This window comes from Pinirhizobacter sp. (genome assembly GCF_036499745.1).
GTDB lineage: Bacteria > Pseudomonadota > Gammaproteobacteria > Xanthomonadales > Rhodanobacteraceae > Pinirhizobacter.
In genome coordinates, this window is sequence record NZ_DASYDG010000015.1 from 104190 (window position 1) to 130451 (window position 26262).

The window sequence follows — 26262 nt, forward strand, 5'->3', positions numbered from 1 at the left end:
CAAGGTGCCGTCCAAGGGGAGAAGCATTGGCGACCACATCACCTGATCGTCGATTCCACGCCCCGGACCTGTTCCCGCGCCCCTGACCCACCAGCTCGCCCCCGATAACCTTCCCCTGGAAAACCGCCCATGTACGCGACCACCGGATATCGCAACGCAGCGCTCCGCAAAACCCTGCTCGCCGCCGCCCTGGCAGCCTCCTTCAGCGGCGCGATCCATGCCCAGGCAACCTCGGGCCGCATCTCGGGCCAGGCACCCATCGCTGAGAATGAAACCGTTCTGGTTGAAGGCGCCAACGGCCTGGTCCGCGAAGTGCCCGTTGACACTAAAGGCCGCTATGTGGCCGACGCCCTGCCCCTTACCACCTACAAGGTGTCGTTGCGGGTAGGCGGCAACACGGTGGACTCACGCGACAACGTCACTTTGCGCGTGGGCATTGCCACCGACGTGTCCTTTGAGAGCAGCGCACCATCGGCCGCCCATGCCCAGGACTTGTCCGGTGTATCCGTGTCGGCCACCGCATTGCCCAAGATCGACGTTACCAGCGTCAGCTCAAGCACCATCATCACTTCGCAGGACCTGGCCAAGCTGCCGCTGGGCCGCAGTGCCGAATCGATCGCTTTGCTCGCTCCCGGCACCGTACCGGGCAGCACTTACTTCAAGAACGCCCTCGGTGGCTCGGTGGTCTCGTTTGCAGGCTCCTCGGTGACCGAGAACGCCTACTACGTCAATGGCCTGAACACCACCGATCCGCTCAGCGGCTTCGGTGGCATTTCCCTGCCCTACGGTGCGATCGATCAGCAGGAAGTGCTCAGTGGCGGCTACTCGGCTGCCTATGGCCGATCCGATGGCGGCGTGATCAGCCAGGTGGGCAAGAGCGGCACGAATGAGTGGCACGCCGGCGCACAGGTATTGTGGGCGCCCGCCTTTGCCCAGAGCGATGCGCGCGACATCCGCTACCTGCATGGGGGCGATGAGAAAGGCACGATCTTCCAGCGCAACGCGCAGAACAAGCAGTGGGTGACCACCGTCGACGGCTACGCCGGCGGCCCACTGATCAAGGACAAGCTGTTCATCTTCGCCGCCGTCGAGGCGCAGCGTACCGAAGGCAACGATGTGGGCTCGCGCAACAGCGCCTACGACACCCAGTACCGGTACGAAGATCCGAAGGGTTACGTAAAGCTCAACTGGAACATCAACCAGAACAACATCCTCGAACTCACCGGCCTGTCGCAAACCCACCGATCCACGGGCGAGAAGTACAACTACGACTACGACACGCTATCAAACGGCGACTACGCCAGCGACGACCAGACGCTCAAGACCAGCGCGCGGATCTGGGTGGGCAAGTTCACAAGCTACATCACCGACAACCTCACGTTGACCGCGATGTACGGCAAGTCCAAGCTCAGTTACTACAACGAGCCGATCGATTCGGGCGTCACCGGGCCCTTTATTGGCGGAGCCGACCAGCAGAATCCGGCCCTGACCGGCGGCCGCATCATCACCAACGGCCAGACCCTGGACACCATCGACAATCCCGACCACAAGTCGAGTAACCGCAACCTGCGCGTGGACCTCAACTACAAGCTCGGCGATCACTCGATCACCGCGGGCATCGACAACCAGGATTCGAAAGACATCCAGGACGGCACCACCATCGGCGGTGCCGGTTATGAGCTCTGGTACGCGCATGGCGACGCGGACAAGAACGTCAGTGACAACCCGTATGTCGGCATGCCCGGCAACTACCCTGGCGGACAGACCGGCTACTTCGCCTATATCCGCCACTACAACACCCTGGCGACGGTGGCGGTCAAGCAGCGCGCCCAGTACGTGGAGGACAACTGGCAGGTCAATGACCGCCTGCTGCTGTCGCTGGGCGTTCGCAACGACCAGTTCACCAACTACAACCCGTTCGGCGTGGCGTACCTGCGATTGACCAAACCACAATGGGCGCCGCGCCTGGGCTTCAGCTGGGATGTGAACGGCGATTCCTCACTGAAGGTATATGGCAACGCCGGCCGCTACTTCCTGGCCATGCCAGCCAGCGTTGCGTTGCGTACCGCCTCAGGCTCCCTCGCCGTGAACGAGTACTACACCTATACCGGCATCGCCGCCGATGGCACGCCCACCGGCCTCACCCCGATCGCATCGGCCACGGGTGGCGGCGTTTCCCCGAATGGGGAATACGGGCAGGCCCCCGACCCGAAAACGGTGTCGGCCAAGAACATCCATTCCGAATCGCAGGACGAATTCATCCTTGGCTTCGACAAGCAATTGAACGACGCCTACGTGTGGGGCATGAAGGCGACAGTGCGGCATCTGAACAACGCGCTGGACGACGTGTGCGACAACGGCGCGATCAGCCGCGCCGCGGAAGCCCAGGGGGCGGACCTGGCCAACGTCACCATTGGCAGTTGCTATCTTTCCAATCCTGGCCGCGCCAACGTCTACCAGCTCAAGTCCGCCGACGGCGGTTACACCAACGTCACCGTCACCAACAAGGACTTCGGCTTCAGCCACCTCAAGCGCAATTACTACGGCCTTGATACCTACCTGTCGCATCCGTTCGACGGCACCTGGGGTGCGAAGATCGACTACCTGTATTCGCGCAGCTACGGCAATACCGAGGGCCAGGTGCGCACGGACGTCGGCCAGGGCAGCGTATCCGCCTCGCGCGACTGGGATTACGAGACGCTGATGGAATACGCCAACGGGTACCTCGCCAACGATCGCAAGCACGTGATCAAGTTCTACGGTTCATACCAGGTGGCCGCGGAGTGGATGCTCTCAGCCAACGTCACGGTGGCCTCGGGAACGCCGCGCGAATGCCTTGGGCTGTACGGCACGGCGCAGAACGATCCGTCCGGTTATGGCAGCTACTACCACTACTGCGACGGCCAGCCGACGCGCCCGGGCGACAAGGGTCGCAATCCGTGGCAGGAGAATATTGACCTGACGGCTGAATACCGCCCGGAATGGGCGGGCAAGAAGCTGGCGTTCAACGCCACGGTGTTCAACGTGCTCAACCAGCAGCGCGCCAACCAGATCGACCCGGTGTATGGCACCACCACCACGGTCAAGGACAGCTACCAGCGAGTGATCAGCTACCAGACGCCGCGTTACTTCCGCCTTGGCGTGACGTACGACTTCTAACCATCCAGCTTTGAAGTGTTTCCCCCGGCCCTTCCGCGCCTGTCCCCCTTGCGCGCGCGGAAGGGCTGCTTTTTTTCAGATGCACGATCAGGTTTCGACCATTCGCTTCAGGCTTAATAAAGCGTCGTCCCACTGCCGGGCGACGTGATCGAGCGAACGGCGTGCTTCCTCCAGGCGGGAAGGCGCGAATTCCCACATGCGTTCGCGCCCGATCTTCACGTCATTGACGAGGCCTGCATCGGCCAGCACCAGCAAGTGCTTGGTCACGCCCTGGCGGGTGATCTGCGAGCCTTCGGTGAGCTGGGCGATGGACATGGCACCGCCGGCGCACAGCAACGCCACCAACCGCAACCTGGCCTCGTCGCCCAACGCGGCAAAGACCGGTGCGGAACGTTGCAGGCTGCCTTGCAAGGGCGGCTTAGTGCGTGGCGACATGGCGCTGGATGTTTTCCATCTGCTCATCCCATCCCTGGCTGTTCATGCGGAATGCCTCGGCACGCCGTTCGGCGGGAATGGCATCGAATCCCGACTCCACCACGCGTAGCAGGGTTCCGCCCGAAGCTTCCTCCAGCTCAAACATCACAAGCGTGGTGGGCTCGTCGTCGTAGTTCTTGTTCGGGTCCACAGCGTAAGGGTGCCAATGGAAGCTGAAACGACATTCCGGCTCAATGCAGGCGACGAGGAAATCGAACTGCAAGTGTTCATAACCCGGGTAAGTTATGCGCCCCCTGGCATGCTCGCCCTCAGCGAATGACTCATCCTGAAACACGACGCCGAACCACTGGCCGAAGGCCTTTGGCTGGACCAGCGCCTGCCACACCCGCGAACGCGAGGCCTTGAGAAGAATCTGTCGTTCGATGCGATCGGTATCTTCAGCCATATGCCACCTCCTGGTTGCATATACCTATACCGCGTTACCTACTCTGAATGCAACCCCTAGGTTGCCTAACGGGCAGTATCGAACTCGCGACGGTGCGAGCCTGCCCCGCACCGCCGCGTGGATCTTTCGCCATGATTTCGATGACGGCGGTCAGGTTCGCTGGGCGAACGCCTTCTCGATCTTCTTGTCGGTCTTGTATTGACCCAGGGCATACACGGCCCAGAAAGCCGCGGGCAACCAGCCAATCAGGGTGATCTGGAGAATCAGGCAAACCAGCCCGGCGATCGGCCTGCCGATGGTGAAGAACGTCAGCCATGGCAGAAGCAAGGCGATCAGCAAACGCATTCTCAATTCCCTTTGTTGGTTAATCTTCCGAGCCGTTATATGTACCTACGGCAAGGGGTGCCGGATGATCTTACCGGATACGGCCAGCGCGCTGCGATACCAGTACCCTGCTACCGGCGCCGCGCCGCTCGCGACCGGTTGACACCGTTTCGTGGTATCAATCGAAGGGTCTTGCCGCCGGACCGCACCATGCGCCTTCGATCCATCGCCCTGCTCACCCTCTGCCTGGCCTTGCCGGCCATGGCCCAGGACCATCCCCAGCAGGCGGTCAACCTGGAAGCCATCACCGTCCAGGGCCAGCAGCCAGGCCCCGGCCTGTGGAAGGTCACCAAGAACCAGCACACCATGTGGATCCTGGGACTGGTGGCGCCCCTGCCCCGGGACATCCAGTGGCACTCGGCCGACGTCGAGAACGCCGTGGCCAATTCGCAAGTGGTGCTGCAGCCGCCGTCGATGTCGCTCAAGCCCAAGGTGGGCTGGTTCGGCAAGCTGATGTTGCTGCCCACGCTGATCAATGCCCGCGACCAGCCCGACGACGGCAACCTGAAAGACGCCGTTCCGCCCGACGATTACGCCCTGTGGCTGAAGCTGAAGGACCAGTACATCGGCAAGAACAAGAAGATCGAGAATTACCGTCCGATTTTTGCGGCGCTGAAGCTTTACAACGAAGCGGTCAAAGGCATCGGCCTGCGCCAGAAAACCAATATCGCCGGCACCGTCGACGACCTGGCCAGGACCCACGGCGTAGAGCTGCAGCCGGTGCAGTACGAGGTGGAGATCGCCGAGCCACGTGCGGCCGTCAAACAGTTCAAGGCCTCTACCCTCGACGACGTCAGATGCTTCCACCAGACGCTGGACAACATCGACAAGCGGCTGGGCACGCTTACCGTGCGCGCCAACGCGTGGGCCACCGGCGACGTGCCGGCCCTGCGCAAATACCTGGTGCAGGATCGCTGGGACATCTGCCTGAACACCGTAGCCGAGGCCGGCATCGCCAAGCGGCTGGGTATCAGCGACATGCTTACCAGGCTGCGCACGTTGTGGTTGTCCTACGCCATCCAGGCCATGACCAACCACCGGCAGAGCTTCGCCATGCTGCCGATGGAAGACCTCATCGATCCCAATGGCTCTCTCGCGGAGTTGCGCAAGCGCGGTTATACCGTCACCGCACCCGATGATGACAACGCCACTACCCCGACCAGCCCTTGAAAGGAGCCGCCATGAATGGACCAGCCCTGGCCTCGCGCCTGCGGGAGATGTTTGCCAGCCACGACGTGGAACTGGAAGACGACGAAGAAGACTGGCTGGTGACCGATGGCGATTTCCCGGCCATCCGCGCCACCTGGCACGCCGGCCGCGGCGATGAACCAGGTCACCTGGACATCGACGTGGTGGCGGCCGAGGAACGCACCATCGAGCTCTCCTACCCAGGTTACGGCGAGCGAGGCTGCCGCGATGCGCTGGACGATTTCGAGCGACAGGCGCTGTATCCGCTGCTCGCCGCCTGCTGGTACGTCACCGACGATCGCAAGCTCGATGTCAGCGCCTTCGACAGCGGCCTGAACACCTGGGACGTGTTCGCTGGCAAGCCGGGCTTGCGCGGCGTGGCGGATATTCCAGCAAATGTGCGCGATGCCGTGCTTGCGGCGTTGCGCGCGCAATCCCTCACCTCGGAACTGCACTGGGTGAACCTGTTCCACGCCCGCGATACCGATGGCAACGAACGCGCCCTGGCTACGCTGGACAACCAGCCCTGGGCTGCGGGTGTCGCCGCCTTGTCATCGAAGGATTGGCCACAGGCGGAGAACTCGGCGAGGTGGCTGCTGCTGGTGGACGTTCGCGACTATTAAAAAATGTTACAGCGCAGGCGGACGGTGCGCGGCGGAAAGTACCGCCAGGGGTTCGGCGACGACAAGATCAACAGCCTCATCGCCGCCGGGCGCTTCGGCAACGCCTAACCCGCCGGATCCTTGCCGAACAACATGCTGGCCAGCACACCATCCTTGCGCACCAGGTGGTGGAACAATGCCGCCCCCAGGTGGGTCAGGTAAGTGAAGAACAGCAGGTAGGCACCAAAACCGTGCGCATCGCGCAGGAAGGTGTAGAGCGCCAGGTTGTGTGGTGCGATCGGCGGCAGGTGCACATGAGGCGCGAGCTGGATCGGATACCCCGCCGCCGATAGCGTCGACCAGCCCAACAGCGGTAGGAAGAACATCAACGCATACAGCAGCCAGTGCGACAGCGTGGCCGCGTGGCGCATCCAGCCCGGCATGTCCTCGGGCATCGGCGGTGGCTTATGCACCAGGCGCACGATGAGCCGGATGATCACCAGCACGAAGATGGTGAAGCCAAGCGGCTTGTGGATGGCGAAGAGCCATTCGTGGGTACGGCTGACCGTCGACACCATGCCGGCACCGATGAACAGCATCGCGATCACCAGCACCGCCATCAGCCAGTGCAGGATACGCGCGGGAAGCCAGAAGCGTTCAGTCATGACGAGGCTCCTTGGCGAAACTCGGATGCGGGCCTTCCGCGGCACGGCGGCGGAACGAGGATGAATACACGGCCGAGCGTACCGCCAGCAGCGGATCGTCCGAGCCCCTGATGCCAGTAGGCAGCGCCAACGGGTCGAAGTTGATGTCGCGGCAGGGGCCGTCGTCCTCGGTAATGAGATGGTCGATGGTCAATCGACCGACCTTTACCGATTCACGATCTTCAGGCCACTGCACGGTAGCGTCGTCGGTCTTGTCGCCGGGCGCCGCCAGCTGGATCGACATGTCCCAGATGAGAGGCCCCGCGGCCGCACGCTTGATGAGGTCGTCGAAAAGAAAATCATGGGGCATGCCAGCGAGCTTGTCCTTCTCCATCCATTCCGGCGTGGCGGTGGGATCCAGTGACCACCTGACCAAGCGGGTGGTGCCATCGCCGCCGATGAAACGGAACGCATTGATCGAGTAGTAGCGCGTATTGACGAAGCTCGACGCCAGCGGCTGTTCCTTCAGGTAATTGATGAAGGCCACTGTCTCCGGATGGGCCGCCATGTACGGTCCCACCTTGGCCGGGTCCGGCTTGCCGTCCGCGCCGGGCGAGGTTGCCTTCAGGAACTGCATGAATGCCTGCGGCGTGGCCACGGGAAATATGGCCGTGGAATCCATTGCCGTGCGCCAGACCTCGCCGTTGGGGGCGGTGATCGACAACGCGATGGCGCGGAACACCAGGCGGCCATCGGGTGAATCGGGCATGCCACCACCGGTGGAGAAGCGCCCGATCACGCTGGACTGCCCTTGCGCGAACACATTGGCCACGGAAAGCCGCGTTCCCTGCCCGTTGCCGTCGAAATGTCCGGTGAAACAGTAGCCCTTGGCGTGGGCCCGGCGGAAGCCGTCGTGCAGGCCGTCGTGAACCTGCAGCGCGTCGGCAACCTTGCCCGGCCCCAGGCGGCCGCCGAACCATCCACCCGTCCAGGCAAACAGCAGCAGGACCACGGCCACAACCGCGGCTATCAGCCCCGCGGCGCCCTTGTTCCGGGCCAGCTGGCTGATGATGGAATTCGTATCTCGAGGATTTTGAGCCATGGGGATGCCTTTGCGGTAAGCCGTGTAAGCAGAACCGGCCAGGACCGGTTTCATTGCATGGGCGGGCGGATCGCGCGCATGATGCGCTCGGCCGTTCCCACCCCACGAGGAACCATCGATGAAGACAAAAGCCCTGCTTGCCGCGTTGACGCTTGCGGTTCCCGCCGCCTACGCCGCCGCGCCACCCGCCTATGTATCTACTGCCGTGCAATCCTCAGCACGCCCGGCAGAAGACACCGCGCGTGACGCTGCCCGCCATCCGGCGGAACTCGTCGCCTTCGCCGGCATCAAGCCGGGCAATACCGTGGCCGACATCATGCCCGGTGGCGGTTACTTTACGCGCATTTTCAGCGGCGTGGTGGGGGCCAGCGGCCATGTCTATGCCGTGGTCCCCTCCGAATTCGTCCAGAAGAACCCCAAGGCCACGGACAAGGTCACCGCTCTTGCCGCCGAAAAGAATTTTTCCAATGTAAGCGTGGTTACCGTGCCGGCGGCCGGTATCGCCACCGACAAACCGCTCGACGTGGCCTGGACCAGTGACAACTATCACGACATCACCGGTTACTTCGGCAAGGACCAGGCCCTGGCCATGGACAAGGCAGTCTTCAAGGCCCTCAAGCCCGGCGGCGTGTTCATCGTGATCGACCATGCCGCGCAGGCGGGCAGCGGCGACAGCGCCACCACCACCTTGCACCGCATCGACCCTGCGCTGGTGCTCGAACAGGCCAAGGCCGCCGGATTCACCCTTGAAGGAAAATCCCAGGTGCTGGCCAACCCCGCCGACACACACGACAAGAAAGTGTTCGACGAGACCATCAGGGGCCACACCGACCAGTTCGTCTTCAAGTTCCGCAAGCCGAAGTAACAAAATCGGCGCCGGCCGCCTTATGTGCCGGCGCCCGCCTGCCACGACCACCGGGCGCTCTCACCGGCGAAGAGCACCGCGCGTGCAGGCGTCACGCTTACCTGCGCGCCCACGGCAAGGTTCCGCCGCGCCAGATCCTCGCTGGCAACGTCCGCTTCCAGAGCACCGACGCCTGTTATGTCCAGGTCGAGGTGCGCGATGCTGCCGGCAAGGTACACATGCCTTATCTGGCCCCGCCAGGGTGCATCCGTCGCGCCGATTTCCAGGTGCTCGGGCCTGATGTACGCGGTGGCGTGGGGATAATGGCCGTGCCACGGCTCGCCGCGGGGTACCCAGCCCCCTGCACCGAGCCCGCCGGTGTCGCGTCGCATCGCAATCCGGTTCACCCGCCCGATGAATTCACACACGAATGGCGTGGCAGGCTCGAAATAAACTTCCTCCGGCGTACCGACCTGCTCGATCACGCCGTTGTTCATTACCGCGATGCGATCGGCCAGTTCGAGGGCTTCTTCCTGGTCATGCGTTACCAGCAAGGTGGTGAGGTTGAGCTCTTCCTGCAGCTCGCGCAGCCAGCGGCGCAGGCCCGTGCGGACCTGGGCATCGAGGGCGCCGAAGGGCTCATCGAGCAACAACAGCTGTGGCTGCACCGCCAGGGCGCGGGCCAGCGCCACGCGTTGGCGCTGGCCGCCCGATAGCTGTGTGGGATAGCGACTACCGAACCCGTCCAGTCGCACGCGTGAAAGGAGCTCCGATACGCGCGAGGTGATGTCCGCCCGACGAGGCCGCTGCCGCCACGGCCGTACACGCAATCCGAAGGCGATGTTCTCGGCCACCGTCATGTGCCGGAACAGGGCGTAGTGCTGGAACACCAGGCCCACACGACGCTTGCGGGCATCGGCTGCAAGAAAATCAACGCCATCGAGCGATACCTTGCCGACGTCCGGATAGTCCAGGCCGGCAAGAATACGCAACAGGGTGGTTTTGCCCGAACCTGAGGGCCCCAGCAAGGCGACGAACTCGCCCGGCCTTACGTCAAGGCTCACCTGGGCCAGCGCCACCGCGTCGCCGAAGCGCCGCCCGATGGATTGGATGGACAGCGTCATCGGTGGATCCCTCCCGATGCCAGTTCGTGGCGATAGCGCCATTCCATCAGCGCCTTGAACGCAAGCGTCAACACCGCGAGCAAGGCCAGCAACGAGGCTATGGCGAATGCGCCCACGTAGTCGTATTCGTTATAACGCATCTCCACTTCCAGCGGCACGGTGGTGGTGAGGTTGCGGATGTGGCCCGACACCACCGACACTGCGCCGAATTCACCCATGGCGCGGGCGTTGCAAAGCAATACGCCATACAGCAAGGCCCAGCGGATGTTGGGCAAGGTGACACGGAAGAACATCTGCCAGCTACCGGCGCCCAGCACCCGTGCCGCCTCTTCTTCCTCGCTACCCTGCGCCTGCATCAGCGGGATGAGTTCGCGCGCGATGAAGGGCAAGGTGATGAACACCGTCACCAGCACCAGTCCCGGCACGGCGAAGATAACCGCAAGGTTCCGCTCGATCAGCCATGGACCGAACCAGCCCTGCGCACCGAACAGCAATACGAACGCCATGCCCGATATCACTGGCGACACCGAAAACGGCAGGTCGATGAAGGCGCCCAGCAAGGCCTTGCCGCGGAATTCGAAGCGCGCCATCAGCCATGCTGCCGCCACGCCGAACACCATGTTCACCGGCACCGCGATCGCCGCCACCAGCAAGGTAAGCCAGATCGCCGATCGGGCCTCAGCCTGGTGGAATACCTGGATGAAGGCACGCAGGCCCTGGTCCAGCGCCTCGGAAAACACGACTGCCAGCGGCAGCAGCAGGAACACCGTGAGCACGGCCAGGGTCACCAGGATCATCAACACGCGCACTATCGATGCCCGGGTGATCATCGTGGCAGCTCCCAGCGGCGGCTCGCCCGCTGCAGCAGCGATACCAGCAACAGCAGCAGCAGCGACAACAGAAGCATCGTTACCCCCAACGCCGCAGCGCCCGCATAGTTGAATTCCTCGAGCTTCTCCACGATCAGGAGCGGCGTGATTTCCGATACCCTGGGAATATTCCCGGCAATGAAGATCACCGAGCCGTACTCGCCCACTGCCCGGGCCAGGGCCAGGCCGAAGCCGGTCAATAGTGTCGGCAGCAGCAGCGGCAACACCACGCGGAAGAACACCTGCCAGCGCGTGGCACCCAGGCTTGCGGCGGCTTCCTCGACCTCGCGTTCCATCGATTCGAGCACCGGTTGCAAGGTGCGCACGACAAACGGGAAGCCGACGAATATCATCGCCATCACCACGCCGGTGGGCGTATAGGCCACCTTGATGCCCATGGGCTCCAGGTAACGCCCCAGCCAGCCTTCAGGGGCATAGATCGCCGTCAGGGCGATGCCGGCCACCGCCGTGGGCAAGGCAAAGGGCAGGTCCACCAACGCATCGAACACGCGCCGTCCGGGAAACCTGTGCCGCACCAGCACCCATGCCACCAGCAATCCGGCCAACACGTTCACCGCTGCGGCAAGTACGGCGCCGCCGAAGCTCAGGCGGAGCGCTGCGAGGGTGCGTGGCGCGGAAAGCAGCGCCCACCATCCCGAAGGCGCCAACGTGCTGGATTTGAACACCAGTGCCGCCAGCGGCAGCATTACGATCAGCCCAAGCCATGCCATCACGTAACCCAGCGACAGGCCAAAGCCGGGAAGCACGCGCCGCTTCATGGCTTATTCCCGCGACCGGGGCCGACCTGGTCGAACAAGCCGCCATCGGCGAAAAATTTCTTTTGAGCGACCTGCCAGTTGCCTGCGATATCGACGATGGTGAACGTGTTCACAGGGGGAAATTCATCTTTGTAACGCGCCATGACCTCAGGCAGGCGCGGCCGGTAGAAGTGCCTTGCACCAATCTCCTGCCCTTCAGGGGAATACAGGAATGCCAGGTAAGCCTCGGCGGCCTTGCGCGTGCCGTGGATGTCCACGTTCGCGTCCACCACCGCCACCGGCGGCTCGGCCAGGATCGACACCGACGGAATGACGATCTGGATCTTGTCGGCACCGATGCTCTGGCGCGCCAGCAACGCTTCGCTTTCCCAGGCAATCAGTACGTCGCCGATGCCGCGCTTGGCAAAAGTGTTGGTGGCGCCGCGCGCACCGGTATCAAGCACCGGCACGTGGCGGAAGAGCTCGGCCATGTAATCGCGGGCGCTGTCTTCGCTGCCGCCCGGAAGGCGCCGCGCATACCCCCAGGCAGCCAGGAAGTTCCAGCGCGCGCCACCGGAGGTGCGCGGGTTGGGCGTGATCACGCTGACGCCGGGGCGAATGAGATCGGGCCAGTCGTGGATCTGCCTGGGGTTTCCCTTGCGCACCACGAAAACGATGGTGGACGTGTATGGCGCGGCATTGTCCGGAAAGCGCTTTTGCCAATCTTTCGCCACCAGCCCGCTGTCGGCCAGCATGTCCACGTCGTAGGCCAGCGCCAGGGTAACCACATCGGCAGGCAGGCCTTCGGCCACCGACCGCGCCTGCTTGCCGGAGCCACCGTGGGACATACCCACGGTGATCCCCTTGCCCGCCTTCTCCCGCCAGTCGCGGGCGAAGGCGGCATCGATGTCGCGGAACAGCTCACGCGTGGGGTCGTAGGAAACGTTGAGCAGCTGCGAAGAGGGCCCGTGCGCGGAGCACGAGCCCAATAGCAGCAAGAACGCCAACAGCGCGCAGAGCCTTGCCAAGCAGCGCCTCCTGGGCATCACCCGCGGCGCGGCAGGCTACCTTAGCAAATCCCTCGGCAATGCAGCAAAGACGTCTAACCTTCCAGCTTCATGGACGGCGGACGGGATGCCGGCGCCGAGCCGAAAGCCTTGTTGGGCTTCGGGCCGAGTGTGAAGACCAGGCTGCCACCGGCAGCAATCTCGGCGTGGCTGATCCAGTTGCGATCATGCGGTTTACCGTTCCAGGTCACCGACTGCACGTATACGTTCTGCGCCGAATTTCCCTTCGCTTCCACCACCAGCTTCTTGCCCTGGGCCAGCTCCACTTCGGCGCGGTGAACCAGGGGACTGCCCAGCACATAGTTGGCACTTACCGGATCTACCGCGTACAGGCCGAGCGACGACAGCAAGTACCAGGCCGACACCTGGCCGCAGTCGTCGTTGCCGGCCTCGCCATCGGGCTTGTCGTCGTACATGTTGTCCAGCAGCCAGCGCACGCGGTGTTGTGTTTTCCAGGGCTGGCCGGCATAGGCGTAAAGCCAGGCCACATGGTGGCTGGGCTCGTTGCCATGCGCGTACTGACCCACCATGCCGGCGATATCGGGCGGCGCGTCGGCGGGGAGGTCCGGACTGCTATTGAACAAGGCGTCGAGCTTGGCCGCGAAGGCCTCATCGCCACCGAAATCCTCGATATAGGCGTGCAGGTCGTGCTGGTTCAGGAAGGTCGCCTGCCACGCATTGGACTCGGTGAAGTCGCGCCACTTCTTCGAATGGCCCATGCCACGCGGATCAAAGGGTTCGGCCCAGCTGCCATCGGCGAGCTTAGGCCGCACGAAGGTTTTCGACTTGTCGAACACGTGCCGATAGTTGCGCGAGCGCTTCATCAATGCCGTTCGCTCGTCTTCCTTGCCCACGGCATGGGCAAGTTCCGCCATGGCCCAGTCGTCGTAGGCATATTCGAGCGTCTTGCTGACCGACTCATCGATCTTGTCCGCAGGGATGAAACCCAGGTCGCGGTAGAACTTCAGGCCACGGTAGTCATCATCCATCGCGCGCTTGCGGAACGAGGGCCAGGCCGCGGCGAAATCGATGCCCTTGAAGCCCTTGGCGTGGGCTTCGGCCAGCACGGGAGCGGAGTGATAACCGGTCATCGTGCCCGTCTCGCGGGCATAGAGCGGCCACACGGGAGGACCGGCCGGACTCTGCGCCGCCATCCGGATCAGGTCGTTGCACAGGTCGGGCACGCGGTGCGGCTGTACCAGGGTGAACAAGGGATGCAGCGCGCGGTAGGTGTCCCACAGTGAGTATTCGGTGTACGTCTGCGCGCCGGCAGGCAACTGGTGGATCTGCAGGTCCATGCCGCGGTACTTACCGTTGACGTCGCCGAACAGGGTAGGCGCGATCAGGCTGTGGTACAGCGCGGTGTAGAAGATGCGCTGGTGGCGTTCGCTGATAGCGTCGATCTTCAGGCGCGACAGCTCACGCTCCCAGGCCATGCTCGCCGCTTCCCGCGTGCCGTCGAAATCCCACCCGGGCATTTCGGCATTGAGATTGGCAAGGGCGCCCTCCGCGCTTACCGCCGACAGGCCCACCTTCACCAGGATCTGCTCCCCTGCCCTGGCCTTGAAGTGCGCGGCGCATTTGATCTTCTTGCCGTGCGCCGTCTTCACCGCACTGCCGGCGGCATCGTCGACGAACACCTCGCAACGATCGAACGGACGGGAGAATTTCAGCGCGAAGTAAACGTGCCGGCCCTTGGCCCAGCTCTGCACGATGCGCCCACCCGTCAAGGTGTCGCTGCCCACCACGGCAAGGTCCGCCGAGGTTACCGGTGGCGGTGTGGACGGGTTGTCCTGCATGGCATGGAAAAGATCGACCAGGATGTGGCTGTCCCCGGCATTGGCGAAGGTGTAGCGATGCACACCCACGCGTGCGGTGGCGGTGAGCTCGGCGGTCACCGCGCGGTCACGCAGCAGTACCCGGTAGTAGCCCGGCTCCGCACTTTCATCGGCATGGGTGAACGCGGCGCGGTAGCCCTTGGGGCCACCGGTCGGCGATACCGCGTCGGGTTCTGCCCCGGCAGGCCGCGGTGTGTCGAAACGCGAGGTATAACGCGTGATGCGATGGTCGGGGTTACCCGGCTCCGTCTTCACTTCACCGACATTGGGCATCACCAGGAAGTCGAGCAGGTCGCCGCAACCGGTGCCGGTGAGGTGGGTATGCGAGAAGCCCATGATCGAGCCGTCGTCCTGGTGGTAACCCGAGCACTGGTCCCATAGCGCGTTATAGGTATCCGGACTCAATTGCACCATGCCGAACGGCACCGTGGCGCCGGGATACGTATGACCATGGCCACCGGTGCCGATGAAGACGTCAACGTGGCGCGTGAACTGCCGTGGCGCCTTGCCACCGGCACCAAGCGCGGCCAGGGCATCGGCACGCCAGCGCGGCATGCCGGCAAGGCCAACGGCACCGGCCAGCAGGGAGGTCTTCAGGAACGAGCGACGGGAACTCATGGCTATTTTGTACTCCGTGGAAAGGTTCAGGCCAGCAGCGCGGGGCGCTCGCGGGCCACTTTGAGGATCAATTCCCCGAACAGGGTATTTGCCCAGGCAAACCACGCGCGCGTGTATTTGGCGGGATTGTCCTGGTCGAAGGATTCATGCATGAAACCCATGCCGGCATGGGTGGTCTTGAGCCATTGCAGGCACTGGCGGATCTCGCCGTCGTCGCTGCTGGACAACGCCTTCACGATGATCGACATCGGCCAGATCAGACGCATGCCCTGGTGTGGGCCGCCAATGCCGCTGGCGGCGGTGCCCTTGAAGAAATACGGGTTGTCTTCGCTCCACGCACGCTTGCGCGTGGCCTGGTAAAGCGGATCGTCCTGCCTGCAACAACCAAGATAGGCCAGGCTCAGCAAGCCCGGCGCGTTGGCGTCATCCATGAACAACTGGTTGCCGTAACCGTCCACTTCATAGGCCCAGACCTTGCCGGTGGATGTCTGCATGGTGCCATACGCCGCAAGCGCGCGGTCTACCTCATCGGCCAGCGACTTGCATTCATTGGCGAAGGCCGCGTCGTGCGCCACGGCATTGGCCATCTCGGCCAGCTGCCGCAGGCTCGCCACGGCAAACAGGTTCGACGGAATGAGGTACGGCAGGATGCATGCGTCGTCGGATGGGCGGAACATCGAGTGGATCAGGCCCACCGGGCGCGATGGATTGCCATAACCGCTCAGCGGTACCGATTCGGTGCTTATCGGCGAGGGGCGCTGGAATGTATATGGACCAGGACCATGCTTGCGCTGCTGCTCGCGCATGGTGGCCACGGCAAGCTTCATGGCTTTGAGCCACGTAGCGTCAAATGGCGTGGCATCGCCCGTGGCCTTCCAGTAGCCGTGCGCCAGGCGTATGGGGTAACACAGCGAATCGAGCTCGTACTTCCGCTCGCCAACGCCAGGCTTCATCGTGGTGATGTCCGAGCCGCTCCACGTCAATGGCTTGGAGGATGGATCGTGCAGGAAGGCATTGGCGTAAGGATCAAGCAGGATGCAGCGTGCCTGGCGATGGATCACGCCCTGCACCAGGAGCGCCAGCGGCTTGTCCTGCTTAAGGAAGGCCAGGTAAGGCCAGACCTGCGCCGACGAATCGCGAAGCCACATGGCGTCGATGTCGCCGGTGATCACGAAGGTATCGGGTTTGCCGTCCACCGTTCCCAGCTTCACCGTGGTGTCCAGGCTATTGGGCAGGCAGTTCTCGAACAGCCACGCCAGCTCCGGATCGCCGATGCGCTTTTTCGTGGCGGCGATGGCCGTCTCTACGGCTACTGACGTAAAGCAGCGATCGGCCTTGGCCGGGCGCCGGCTGACGAAGCCCGAAGCTGGCGGCGAGGCGGCCGCAAGGGCCAGTGGCGGCGCCATGGCCGCGGCAAGGCTACCCATGGCGCTCCATTTGAGCACCTCGCGTCGTGTCGTCATGCGTTATTCCCGTATAAGAGAGTGCACATACCACCGTGACCGTAACCCGGTCGGGCAAAAGATGCCAGTCTACGCACCGGGCAACCCCGGCGGCGTGTCGCTATCGTCCTTTAGCGCGATGCCGCTGATGCCACGCGCGAGTGACTGGGTAATGAGATAACCCAGTGTTGCCGCTGCACTGGCATAACCAAGCCCTGCCGGCCTGATGTTGGACACGCAATTGCGCTCGGCATCGGTACGGCCCACGCGCGGCGCATAGGTGAGATAGGCCGCCAGGCTATCGGGCGACGACAGCCCCGGACGTTCGCCGATCAGCACCACCACCAGCCGTGCCTGCAACAGCTGGCCCACTTCGTCGCCTAATGCAACGCGTGCCTGCGTGGCTATCACGGTGGGCCCGACGGTAAGGCCGGCCAGACGAGGCCGCAAGACATCGAGCAACGGCAGAGCATGTTCAGTGGCAAGCGCGGAAAGACCATCGGCGATCATGAAAGCCACGTCGCACGACCGGGCCTTCGACTCCAGCCATTGGCGCCCGGCATCATCCAGGCATCGACCCAGATCGGGGCGCAACAGGTATTCGCGGCGATCGGCCGCCGCGCTTCGCACGACCAACGCATGCTGGCCACGTTCGGCAAGCGCGTCGGCCATGCCCTGGGCGTCGAACGGCAAATGCACTGCGTCGCGTGCGCGGGCGCAGTCCACACCGAAGGCCAATGAATCGGCGGTGGACACCGACGTGCCGACACGCCCCGTGCCGATACGGGCTGGCGTGAGTTCGCGCAGCAGTTGCCACGGCCGGGGGATGGTGCGATCAGTCATGGGCTATCCAGCGTTGCGCATCGTCGAGGAGTCGATGGCGGCCGCCATCGTCGGGCAGGCGCCGGTCGGTGCCGATGCCCATGGTGTCCAGCCATGCCTGGAATTCCGGCGCGGCTTTCAGGCCCAGCACGTCGCGCACGTAAAGAGCATCGTGGAACGAGGTGCTCTGGTAATTGAGCATCACGTCGTCGGCGCCGGGCACGCCCATGATGAAATTCACCCCCGCCACACCAAGCAGGGTGAGCAGGGTATCCATGTCGTCCTGATCGGCCTCGGCGTGGTTGGTGTAGCAGATGTCACAGCCCATCGGCAGTCCCAGCAACTTGGCGCAGAAGTGGTCCTCGAGGCCGGCGCGGATGATCTGCTTGCCGTCATAAAGGTATTCGGGGCCGATGAAACCCACCACGGTATTGACCAGCAACGGCTGGTACCTGCGCGCCACGGCATAGGCGCGGGCCTCGCAGGTCTGCTGGTCCATGCCGTGGTGTGCGTTGGCCGACAGCGCACTGCCCTGCCCCGTCTCGAAGTACATGAGGTTTTGCCCCACGCTACCGCGTTGGAGCGACCTGCCCGCATCATGGGCTTCGTCGAGCAGCGCCAGCGATATGCCGAAGCTATCATTGGCGGCCTCCGTGCCTGCGATCGACTGGAAGACAAGGTCCACTGGCGCCCCGCGCTCGATCGCGCGCAAGGTGTTGGTGGCATGGGTGAGCACGCACGACTGCGTGGGTACGTTGTATCGCTGGCGGAACTCATCGAGCATGGCCAGCGTGCCGACAACGGTAGAAAGCGAATCCCCCGCCGGATTGATACCGATCACCGCGTCGCCGCTGCCGTACATCAGGCCATCGATCATGGAGGCGGCGATGCCGGCGATGCTGTCGGTGGGATGGTTCGGCTGCAGGCGCGTGGACATGTGGCCGGGCAGGCCCAGGGTGTTGCGAAACGCCGTGACCACGCGGCGGCGGCTGGCTACCTGGATCAGTTCCTGGTTACGCATCAGTTTGCTCGCCGCGGCAACCATCTCCGGGGTAAGCCCTGACGACACGGCAGTGAGTGCGTCGCCATCGGCCTGGAGCAGCCACTCACGAAATTCGCCGACGGTCAGGTGCGACACCGGTGCGAATGCAACGCTGTCGTGCCCGTCGATGATCAACCGTGTGACTTCGTCGTCCTCGTAGGGAACGAGGGCGTCCTCCAGGAAGCGTGCCAGTGGCACATCGGCCAGGACGATGCGTGCGGCCATGCGCTCGAGTTCATCGGTTGCCGCCACACCGGCCAACACATCGCCCGAACGCAGGGGACTTGCCTTTGCCAGCACCGAGCGCAGGCCATCGAAGGCATGCACGCGACCGGCGATGGCGGCGCGCAGGCTCATGCCAGTTCCACGCTCCCTACCGCTTTTGCCACGGCGGCCATCCCCGCGGCCTTGCCGGCCCGGCGGTTGGTTACCAGCACGTCGATATCCTTGGGCATGCAGTAGCCGATGCGGCTGCGCACGCCGATCTTGGCGTAATCGGCTGCTATCAATACCTGCTTTGCGTGGGTGGCCATGGCGCGGGCGACTTCCGCTTCCTCACCGAGGAAACTGGTAGCCCCGGTGGTGGCATCCACGCCCACGGGCGACAGGATGGCCAGGTCTGGCTGGAAGCGTGATATCTCGGCGACACACGCCGCCCCATAGGTATGGCCTACCGCGGCGCCGAATTCACCGCCGAGCAGGTGCACGCGATTGCGGCCCGGGGCATCGCCGGAACCTGCCAGGCGCCGCGCCGCATCCACGGAGTTGGTGATCACGGTCAGTCCCATGTGTGCGGACAAGGCCTCGGCGATCAACGAGGTAGTACTGCCGGCGTCCATGAAGAGGGTCTGGCCATGTTCGACCAGGGTGGCCACCCTGCGCGCGATGGCGCGCTTCTCGCGCACGCGGGTTTCCGCGCGCACATCGATCGGCGGCTCGCCGTCTTCCACCAGTACCGCGCCACCGTGCACGCGGCGGATGTCACCCAACGCTTCCAGTTCCACCAGGTCACGGCGTACGGTTTCGCGCGATACGTCCAGTTCCGCCACGATGCGTTCCACCGAAACATGCCCGTTTACCTTCAGCATGCCGCGGATCAGGCGGTAGCGATCTTCATGCCACATGTCGACTCCTTTTGACCATCATCGAGGCGCGTGCCGCGGCCAGGCGCATCGCCGCCACCGCCAGGCCCGTCACTACCATCACACAGGTGGCGTACGCCGCCGCCTGTGACACCGAACCATTCATGTCCAGCTGCATTACTGCCACCGCCGCCAGATTCAGCGCAGGCGTCACCAGGAATACCACGCCCGACAAAGTCACCATCGAGCGCATGAAAAGAAAAAAGAACACCGATGCCAAAGTGGGGGCCGCGTATGGCAACACCACCTCGCCAATACGTCGGACGGTACCGGCGCCAAGGCAATCCACGGCTTCCTCCAGAGCTGCTGGTACGTTACGCAGCCCCGACACCATCGCAAGATACCCTTGCGCGTGGTAGTGATAAAAATTGCACGCCACAAGAATGGCTATCGATCCGTACAGCCAGCCGGACAACGGCCCGTCGTTGAAGGCCACCAGATAGCCGATGCCCAGTACCAGCCCCGGCACCGCCGCCGGCAGCAGGGCCAGGAAGCTGCATGCCGCCGCAAGCGATCCGCGCATGCGCCGCTGGGCCAGGGCCAGGCTGAACAACAACGCCGTGCCCACGAATGCCGCCAGCAGGGAAACTTCAAGCGAGGTCACGATCGGCGCGAAGCCGTCGGCGAGGTTCACATGGTAGTTGGCCAGGGTCATCCCGAGTTTGTACGGCCAAAGACGGGCGAAGCTTGCGTAGACCACGATGGCGGTCGTGGCAAGGATGGGCAGCAGAGCGGCGAACGCCATCAGGCCCAACGCGGTGTCGCGGGCAAGATTCCGGGGTGGCTGCACCACCATCGCTCCATCGGCAGTGCGCACTCTACGCCGCGCGACCACGCGTTCAACGGCAATCGACAGCACCGCCGGCAACAGCAATACCGTGCCGATCGCCGCGCCCATGCCGAAGTCCAGCTGTCCGGCCACCTCGGCATAGATTTCCGTGGCCAGTACCCGGTAGCGCCCACCGATGACGATGGCATTGCCGAAGTCGGTCACGGTAACCGTGAAAACCACGAAGGCCGCGGCCACCAGCGCATAACGGCACTGCGGCAGGGTGATGTCCAGGAACTGGCGCCAGCGTGAAGCGCCCAGTACCTCGGCGCCGTCGTAGTAGCGGCGGTCGGTGCGCTCCAGGCTCGAGGACACGATCAGCACCACCTGGGGCAGGCCATAGCAGGCGTTGGCAAAGACCAGCCCCCAGAAACCGTAAAGATCGATATTCCAGCCGGTAAGCTGGTGTACCAACCCCGCGCGGCCCAGCAGGAAAATGATACCCAGTGCCTGCACCAGCGACGGCGAGAGGATCGGCAGCAGCAGGACAAAGCGCATGGCGGCCTTGCCCCGCAGGCGCGAACGGTGCAGCGCGAAGGCCACGACGAACCCCGCCGACACACTGATGGCCGTCACCGTGACGCCCATGGCGAGGCTGTGCCAGCCTGCTTGCAGCACTCGCGGCGACGCCAGCAAGGTAGCGTAGCGGGCGAACGTCCACGCATGATCGTCACCGGTGAAACTGCGCAGCACGATCAACGCCAGCGGCCACGCAACGAATACCGCGAGCCCCAACACCGGTAGCGTGGCCAATGCGATGAATACCGGCCGCCAGGCGCGCTCGCGCCGTACCGGTGCCAGCGACCAGGCAGCCGCGCTCATGTGGTCACCCATGTGCAGTGCGAAGGATCCACCCAGACGCTCGCCATGTCGCCCGGCGCCGGTGTGCGTGAAGGATGCATGTCCACCAGCAGCAGCTTGCCGTGCCACTGCGCCGTGACCCGCGCCACGGAACCTAAAAACTGTATATCCACCACGCGTGCGTCGCCCGAGGGATCCACGTCCAGCCGAACGTCCTCGGGCCGCACGCAGGCCTCGAAGGCGTTCTCGGCGCCGCTTGGCCGGCCCTCGAGCAACGCAGGCGCGTATCCGCGCACGAAAGCGGTATCGAGCAGGGTGGACGCGCCGATGAAGCTGGCGACGAATCGCGTGCGCGGCCGGGCGTAGATCTCCCGCGGGGTACCGACTTGCTCGATGCGCCCCTCATTCATGCATGCCACGCGGTCGGCCAGCACCAGCGCCTCTTCCTGGTCATGGGTCACCATCAAGGTGGGGACGCGCAGACGCCGCTGCAACGCATGTACTTCGCCGCGCAACTGCACGCGCACGCGGGCATCGAGCGCCGAGAACGGTTCGTCCAGCAGCAATACCGACGGATTCACCGCCAGCGCGCGGGCCATGGCCACGCGCTGCTGCTGGCCACCGGATAACTGCCAGGGCAAACGGCCGGCATGGCCCGCCATACCGGTCATGCCAAGCAGTTCATCCACGCGACTGGACACTGCCTGGCCACTGGCACCGCGGATGCGCATGCCGTAGCCGACGTTCTGCGCCACCGTCATGGTCGGGAACAGCGAATACGACTGGAACACGATGCCGAAGCCACGTTCGCGCGCCGGCACGCCGGCAAGGTCGCGGCCGCCCAACCGGACCGTGCCGCTGGAGGCATCCTCAAGACCGGCGATGATCCGCAGCAAGGTGGTCTTGCCGCAACCGCTGGGGCCCAGCAGACAAATGAATTCTCCCGCCTGCGCATGCAGGGAAATATCGTGAAGCACCGGCACACCATCGAACGACTTGCCCAGTGAGTCGACGGAAAGCCGTGTGGCATCGGCGTGGACGGCATCCATGCTCAGTGATCCTCCAGCGTCTTGAAGCGCGCGATGATGGCCGAACGCTCGCGCGCGGCAACGCGGAAATCCACCGGCGCCAGGCGAGTGTCAAGATCAGCGGGAAGGCCCATCTGTACCTGTCGTGCGTCGGGTTTTGCACCCGGCACCGTCACGATCGTCTTGAAGCGGGCATAGATGCGCGCAGCATCGGGGGAAGCAAGGTAGTCAAGGAACCGCGTGGCCGCGGCCTTGTTCGTCGATGCCTTCATGATCGCCGAGCCTTCCAGCTCGTAGCCGACGTTGTCCGACGGCACCACCATCGTCACCGGGTAGCCGGCGTCGATCGACTGCAGCGCCACGAACGCCAGCGACACGCCGATGGCATATTCACCGGTGCGGGCAAGCTTGCAGGGGCTCGATCCCGACGGCGTGTACTGCGCCACGTTGCGGCCGATCTTTCCCAACAGCGCCCAGCCACGTTCACCCATCAGCTGGGTGATCGCCGAGACCTGCATGAAACCCACGCCCGAGGATGCCGCATCGGGCATCACCACCTCGCCGCGGTAAACGGGCCTGGCCAGGTCTGCCCACGTCTTGGGCATCGGCAGATGGCGTGACGCCAACGCCTCGGTATTGACGCAGAATGCGGTGACGTAACCCGTCGGCGCATACCAGGTGGCATCGCGGTAGCGCGAGGGCATGGCATCGATGCGGGGCGAGGAAAGCGGGGCCAGCAGCCCAGCCAGGCGAGGATCGAGCAGGCTCGACACGGCCTGGCCCCAGACCACGTCGTTGCGCGGCGCGGCGGACTCGGCCAGCAGGCGCGCGGCGAGGTCGCCGGTGGACAGGCGCATCACGTTGATGGTGATGTCGGGCAGCGCCTTGTGCGCGCCGTCCAGATAGGCGGCTATCTCATCTTCCTCGAGCGCTGAGTAGACGGTGAGCGTCTGGGCGCGTAGCGTGGCCGGTGCCAGCAGGCAAAGGATAAGTACGCCAGTGATCGCGCCACGGATGCCCATCTGAAAACCTGCCCTGGACGGCCGCCTTGGCCGTAGCCGATTTGTAACACGCCAATGTGGCAATTTGTGGACTATTGCTAAATTTAGGCAAACATCTGGCAAACGCCACGCCCGGATGTCATCATGCCCGCTGGCTAAGGAAAGAAGCCCCGGAGCACCCATCGATGTCAAACCTTCGCCGAGGCGCCGCCCCCGATGCCCTGACGGCACCAGGCATGGCCGCCTTCGCCGGCCGCCTGGCCGACCTTGCCCGCGAGATTTCGCTTGCCGCCTTCCGGCGCGACCTCCATGTGCAGCATAAGGCCGACGACAGCCCGGTGACGGCCGTCGACCGCAGCATCGAGGCAATGATCCGGCAGGAGATCGCCCAGGCTTTTCCCGGCCACGGCATCCTGGGCGAGGAACACGGCCGCGCCCACCTGGACGCCGAGCACGTCTGGGTGGTGGACCCGATCGACGGCACCCGCAGCTTCATTTCCGGCTGGCCGCTGTGGGGAACCTTGATCGCCCTGCTCCACCGCGGCAAGCCGGTGCTGGGCCTGGTGGATATTCCCTTCATGGATGAACGCTGGACCGGTGCGCCCGGCCAGGCCACGCTCTACAACGGCCGGGCCGTCCACACACGAGATTGCCGCGAACTGGCTGACGCCACTGTCTATTGCACATCACCGGATATTTTCACCGGCGACGAGCGCGCCGCCTTCGAGCGTGTCACCGCGGCAGCGCAGACCCGCCGTTTTGGCGGCGATTGTTACAGCTACGCGATGCTGGCCTCCGGCCACCTGGATGCCGTGGTGGAAGCGCAGTTGCAGCCCTACGATTACCTTTCGCTGGCTCCGGTGATCGAAGGCGCTGGCGGCGTGATCACCGGCTGGCGCGGTGAGCCGCTCGGCATCGAAGGCAGCGGCCGCGTGGTGGCCGCCGCCACGCCGGAGTTGCATCGCCAGATCCTGGAAAAACTAGCGTGACCGATCCGGGCCGCCGCCGGTTCCTATCGGCGTCGGCCGCAGCCGCGGCAGCCGCCATGCTGCCGACGGCCATCGCACGTGCCCTGGCCATCCCCGCCCGGCGCACCACCGGCAGCATTCTTGATGTACGTCATGTGGTGATCCTGATGCAGGAGAACCGCTCCTTCGATCACTACTTCGGGTTGATGCGCGGCGTGCGCGGTTTTGGCGATCCACGCCCGCTGCTGTTCCCCGACGGCAGCCCGGTATGGCGCCAGCCCGCGGCGAGCATTCGCAGCAAACTTTACAAGCCGCGAGGCGTGCCGGCCGATGCGACCCACGTGTGGCCGTTCCCGATGGATCCGCGTCGCCATGGCGAGCATCTGCCCGGGACCGACCACGGGTGGAGCAGCGGGCACCTGGCCTGGAACCAGGGACGCTACGACAGCTGGGTGACGCAAAAGCAGGATCCGCTGACCATGGGCTACCTGCGTCCGGACGAAGTGGCCTACCACCACGCGCTTGCCAACGCCTTCACCCTTTGCGACGCCAACTTCGCCTCGGCAATGTCGGACACCGCGATCAACCGCATGTACCTGTTCTCCGGCACCGCCGACCCGCGCAATCGCTTAGGGTCGCGCGGCAATGGCCCGGGCATCGAGGAGCGGCCGAAGAAGAACGGATACGGCTGGACCACCTACCCCGAGCGTCTGGAACGGGCCGGTGTGAGCTGGCGGCTCTACCAGGGCGGCACGGGTGATCCTGGCGATCCTGTCGACAATTTCACCGACAATTCGCTGGAATTCTTCGCCGCCTTCCAGGTGGCCGAGGGCGCCGATCCGCACGGTGCACTGGTGCGCAAGGGTGTGACCAACCGCAGCCTGCGTCAGTTCCGCGCCGATGTGCTGGCCAATCGCCTGCCTGCGGTTTCGTATGTGGTCGCACCGTTCAAGTACAGCGAACATCCCGATGCCAGCCCGAGCGATGGAGCCCTCTACATCGATCGCGTGCTCGAGGCACTCACGGCGAATCCGGATGTATGGGCCGGTACCGTCTTCATCGTCAATTACGATGAGAACGACGGGCTGTTCGACCACATCGTGCCTCCTATGCCACCGCGATCGAGCCAGCAAGGCGCGCACGGTCTTCTGTCTGCATCGCTGCAGGAAGGCATCGACGATGAGTTCCTGGACCTTGACCGTTTTCCCAAGGCAAAGAATCCACTGGTCCCGGGAGCCGATCCCGGCGGCGAACAACCGGTGGGGCTGGGCACGCGGGTACCGATGATCATCGCCTCGCCATGGACCGCCGGTGGCTGGGTCTGCTCGCAGGTGTTCGATCACACTTCGGTGCTGCGCTTCCTTGAAAAACGCTTCGATGTGCACGAACCCAACATCAGCCCGTGGCGCAGGTCGATCTGCGGCGACCTGACCGCCGCGTTCGATTTCACCGCCACACCAGCGCCACCGCCGCGACTGGCCAAACCGAAGCCTTTGGTAACTTCAACCGAACCGGTGGTGGTGCGCGATGGCGGCCTGCCAAAGCAGCCTGCGGGCACAAGGCCCTCGCGTGCCCTGCCCTACGCCTACGATGTGCAGTCACGCCGCGGTGGCGATCGCGCACTCATCGACTTCAGCAATACCGGCGATACAGGCGTTGCATTCTACGTCTACGACCACACTCACCCGGATGATGCACCACGCCGCTATGCACTGGCGGCCGGTGACCACTTTACCGATCACTGGGACGGTGCGCTGCATGCACTCATCGTGCACGGACCGCCGGGCTTCCTGAGGGAATTCCGCGGTGATGGCACCGGGCCGGACATAAGCTCAACGATCGACGGCATGAACCTGGTGGTTTCCATCACACCAGGTGCAGCCGACACGGCCGGTACACTCAACATCCGCGAGGCATATCTTGAGGTTGAGAAAAAGCTCGCGTTAGCTGGTGCCGCAACGCAGACGCTCACCTGGGACCTCACGCCGTCGCACGGCTGGCACGATGTGACGGTGAGTGTTGCCGGTAGTGTGCTTTGGCGCGCAGCTGGTCGCGTTGAAAGCGGTCGCCCAGGCATAAGCGATCCGCGCATGGGCATGGCCTGAGGCAA

General features: G+C 64.1%; 23 protein-coding genes. 6 read left to right on the forward strand and 17 right to left on the reverse strand.

Annotated elements, in window-relative coordinates; translation table 11 throughout:
- The first annotated feature begins 129 nt into the window (after positions 1-129).
- A complete protein-coding gene (locus VGM61_RS05570) occupies positions 130-3159 on the forward strand; it encodes a TonB-dependent receptor (protein WP_331521742.1) in 3030 nt (1009 codons plus the stop codon).
- Positions 3160-3246: 87 nt separating this feature from the next.
- Here VGM61_RS05570 and VGM61_RS05575 read toward each other — a convergent pair whose 3' ends face one another.
- The 3 genes from VGM61_RS05575 to VGM61_RS05585 all read right to left on the reverse strand — a co-directional run bounded on the left by VGM61_RS05575 (position 3247) and on the right by VGM61_RS05585 (position 4384).
- On the reverse strand, positions 3247-3594 hold the full coding sequence (locus VGM61_RS05575; protein WP_331521743.1) for a metalloregulator ArsR/SmtB family transcription factor: 348 nt from the start codon (positions 3592-3594) through the stop codon (positions 3247-3249).
- Positions 3578-4039, reverse strand: coding sequence for an SRPBCC family protein (locus VGM61_RS05580; protein WP_331521744.1), 462 nt, complete (start codon positions 4037-4039; stop codon positions 3578-3580). Before VGM61_RS05580 ends, VGM61_RS05575 begins: the two co-directional genes overlap by 17 nt.
- 150 nt (positions 4040-4189) lie before the next feature.
- Positions 4190-4384 carry a YqaE/Pmp3 family membrane protein gene (locus VGM61_RS05585; RefSeq protein ID WP_331521745.1) on the reverse strand — a complete coding sequence of 65 codons (195 nt, stop codon included), beginning with the start codon at positions 4382-4384 and terminating at the stop codon, positions 4190-4192.
- A gap of 189 nt (positions 4385-4573) precedes the next feature.
- On the opposite strand from VGM61_RS05585, the gene VGM61_RS05590 reads away from it, so the two are divergent.
- Together VGM61_RS05590 and VGM61_RS05595 are read left to right on the forward strand one after the other, a co-directional pair.
- On the forward strand, positions 4574-5593 hold the full coding sequence (locus tag VGM61_RS05590; protein WP_331521746.1) for a TraB/GumN family protein: 1020 nt from the start codon (positions 4574-4576) through the stop codon (positions 5591-5593).
- 11 nt (positions 5594-5604) lie between these two features.
- Positions 5605-6234 (forward strand): DUF6348 family protein, encoded by a 630-nt coding sequence (locus tag VGM61_RS05595; RefSeq protein ID WP_331521747.1) that lies wholly within the window; start codon positions 5605-5607, stop codon positions 6232-6234.
- A gap of 104 nt (positions 6235-6338) precedes the next feature.
- Here the strand turns inward: VGM61_RS05595 and VGM61_RS05600 are convergent, their stop codons facing one another.
- A complete protein-coding gene (locus tag VGM61_RS05600; RefSeq protein WP_331521748.1) occupies positions 6339-6878 on the reverse strand; it encodes a cytochrome b in 540 nt (179 codons plus the stop codon).
- The gene (locus tag VGM61_RS05605) at positions 6871-7959 is read right to left on the reverse strand and encodes a catalase family peroxidase (protein WP_331521749.1); all 1089 of its coding nucleotides are present in this window, start codon (positions 7957-7959) and stop codon (positions 6871-6873) included. The genes VGM61_RS05600 and VGM61_RS05605 overlap by 8 nt, the downstream gene beginning before the upstream one ends.
- A 118-nt stretch (positions 7960-8077) precedes the next feature.
- Here VGM61_RS05605 and VGM61_RS05610 point away from each other — a divergent pair, with 118 nt between their 5' ends.
- Complete coding sequence (locus VGM61_RS05610) at positions 8078-8824, forward strand: methyltransferase (protein ID WP_331521750.1); 747 nt, start codon at positions 8078-8080, stop codon at positions 8822-8824.
- Positions 8825-8844: 20 nt separating this feature from the next.
- Here the strand turns inward: VGM61_RS05610 and VGM61_RS05615 are convergent, their stop codons facing one another.
- The 12 genes from VGM61_RS05615 to VGM61_RS05670 form a co-directional block, all read right to left on the reverse strand.
- Positions 8845-9927 (reverse strand): sulfate/molybdate ABC transporter ATP-binding protein, encoded by a 1083-nt coding sequence (locus tag VGM61_RS05615; RefSeq protein ID WP_331521751.1) that lies wholly within the window; start codon positions 9925-9927, stop codon positions 8845-8847.
- Positions 9924-10757, reverse strand: a complete 834-nt coding sequence (cysW, locus tag VGM61_RS05620; protein WP_414694805.1) for a sulfate ABC transporter permease subunit CysW — start codon at positions 10755-10757, stop codon at positions 9924-9926. The genes VGM61_RS05615 and cysW overlap by 4 nt, the downstream gene beginning before the upstream one ends.
- Positions 10754-11575 (reverse strand): sulfate ABC transporter permease subunit CysT, encoded by an 822-nt coding sequence (gene cysT, locus VGM61_RS05625; protein WP_331521752.1) that lies wholly within the window; start codon positions 11573-11575, stop codon positions 10754-10756. The genes cysW and cysT overlap by 4 nt, the downstream gene beginning before the upstream one ends.
- The gene (locus tag VGM61_RS05630; protein ID WP_331521753.1) at positions 11572-12600 is read right to left on the reverse strand and encodes a sulfate ABC transporter substrate-binding protein; all 1029 of its coding nucleotides are present in this window, start codon (positions 12598-12600) and stop codon (positions 11572-11574) included. Before VGM61_RS05630 ends, cysT begins: the two co-directional genes overlap by 4 nt.
- Positions 12601-12656: 56 nt before the next feature.
- Positions 12657-15077, reverse strand: coding sequence for a GH92 family glycosyl hydrolase (locus VGM61_RS05635; RefSeq protein ID WP_331521754.1), 2421 nt, complete (start codon positions 15075-15077; stop codon positions 12657-12659).
- A gap of 26 nt (positions 15078-15103) precedes the next feature.
- On the reverse strand, positions 15104-16540 hold the full coding sequence (locus tag VGM61_RS05640; protein ID WP_331521755.1) for a glycoside hydrolase family 125 protein: 1437 nt from the start codon (positions 16538-16540) through the stop codon (positions 15104-15106).
- 69 nt (positions 16541-16609) lie between these two features.
- Positions 16610-17362 carry an ethanolamine ammonia-lyase subunit EutC gene (gene eutC, locus VGM61_RS05645; protein WP_331521756.1) on the reverse strand — a complete coding sequence of 251 codons (753 nt, stop codon included), beginning with the start codon at positions 17360-17362 and terminating at the stop codon, positions 16610-16612.
- Positions 17355-18740: an ethanolamine ammonia-lyase subunit EutB gene (locus VGM61_RS05650; protein ID WP_331521757.1), complete on the reverse strand. Its 1386-nt coding sequence runs from the start codon at positions 18738-18740 to the stop codon at positions 17355-17357. The genes eutC and VGM61_RS05650 overlap by 8 nt, the downstream gene beginning before the upstream one ends.
- Entirely contained in the window at positions 18737-19507 is a 771-nt protein-coding gene (locus tag VGM61_RS05655) for a DeoR/GlpR family DNA-binding transcription regulator (protein ID WP_331521758.1), read from the reverse strand. Before VGM61_RS05655 ends, VGM61_RS05650 begins: the two co-directional genes overlap by 4 nt.
- A complete protein-coding gene (locus tag VGM61_RS05660; RefSeq protein WP_331521759.1) occupies positions 19497-21176 on the reverse strand; it encodes an ABC transporter permease subunit in 1680 nt (559 codons plus the stop codon). Before VGM61_RS05660 ends, VGM61_RS05655 begins: the two co-directional genes overlap by 11 nt.
- Entirely contained in the window at positions 21173-22204 is a 1032-nt protein-coding gene (locus VGM61_RS05665; protein ID WP_331521760.1) for an ABC transporter ATP-binding protein, read from the reverse strand. Before VGM61_RS05665 ends, VGM61_RS05660 begins: the two co-directional genes overlap by 4 nt.
- A 2-nt stretch (positions 22205-22206) precedes the next feature.
- A complete protein-coding gene (locus VGM61_RS05670) occupies positions 22207-23205 on the reverse strand; it encodes an ABC transporter substrate-binding protein (RefSeq protein ID WP_331521761.1) in 999 nt (332 codons plus the stop codon).
- Between the two features lie 164 nt (positions 23206-23369).
- On the opposite strand from VGM61_RS05670, the gene hisN reads away from it, so the two are divergent.
- Both hisN and VGM61_RS05680 read left to right on the forward strand, forming a co-directional pair.
- Positions 23370-24173, forward strand: coding sequence for a histidinol-phosphatase (hisN, locus tag VGM61_RS05675; RefSeq protein ID WP_331521762.1), 804 nt, complete (start codon positions 23370-23372; stop codon positions 24171-24173).
- Positions 24170-26257, forward strand: a complete 2088-nt coding sequence (locus VGM61_RS05680; RefSeq protein WP_331521763.1) for a phosphocholine-specific phospholipase C — start codon at positions 24170-24172, stop codon at positions 26255-26257. Before hisN ends, VGM61_RS05680 begins: the two co-directional genes overlap by 4 nt.
- Positions 26258-26262: the final 5 nt, after the last annotated feature.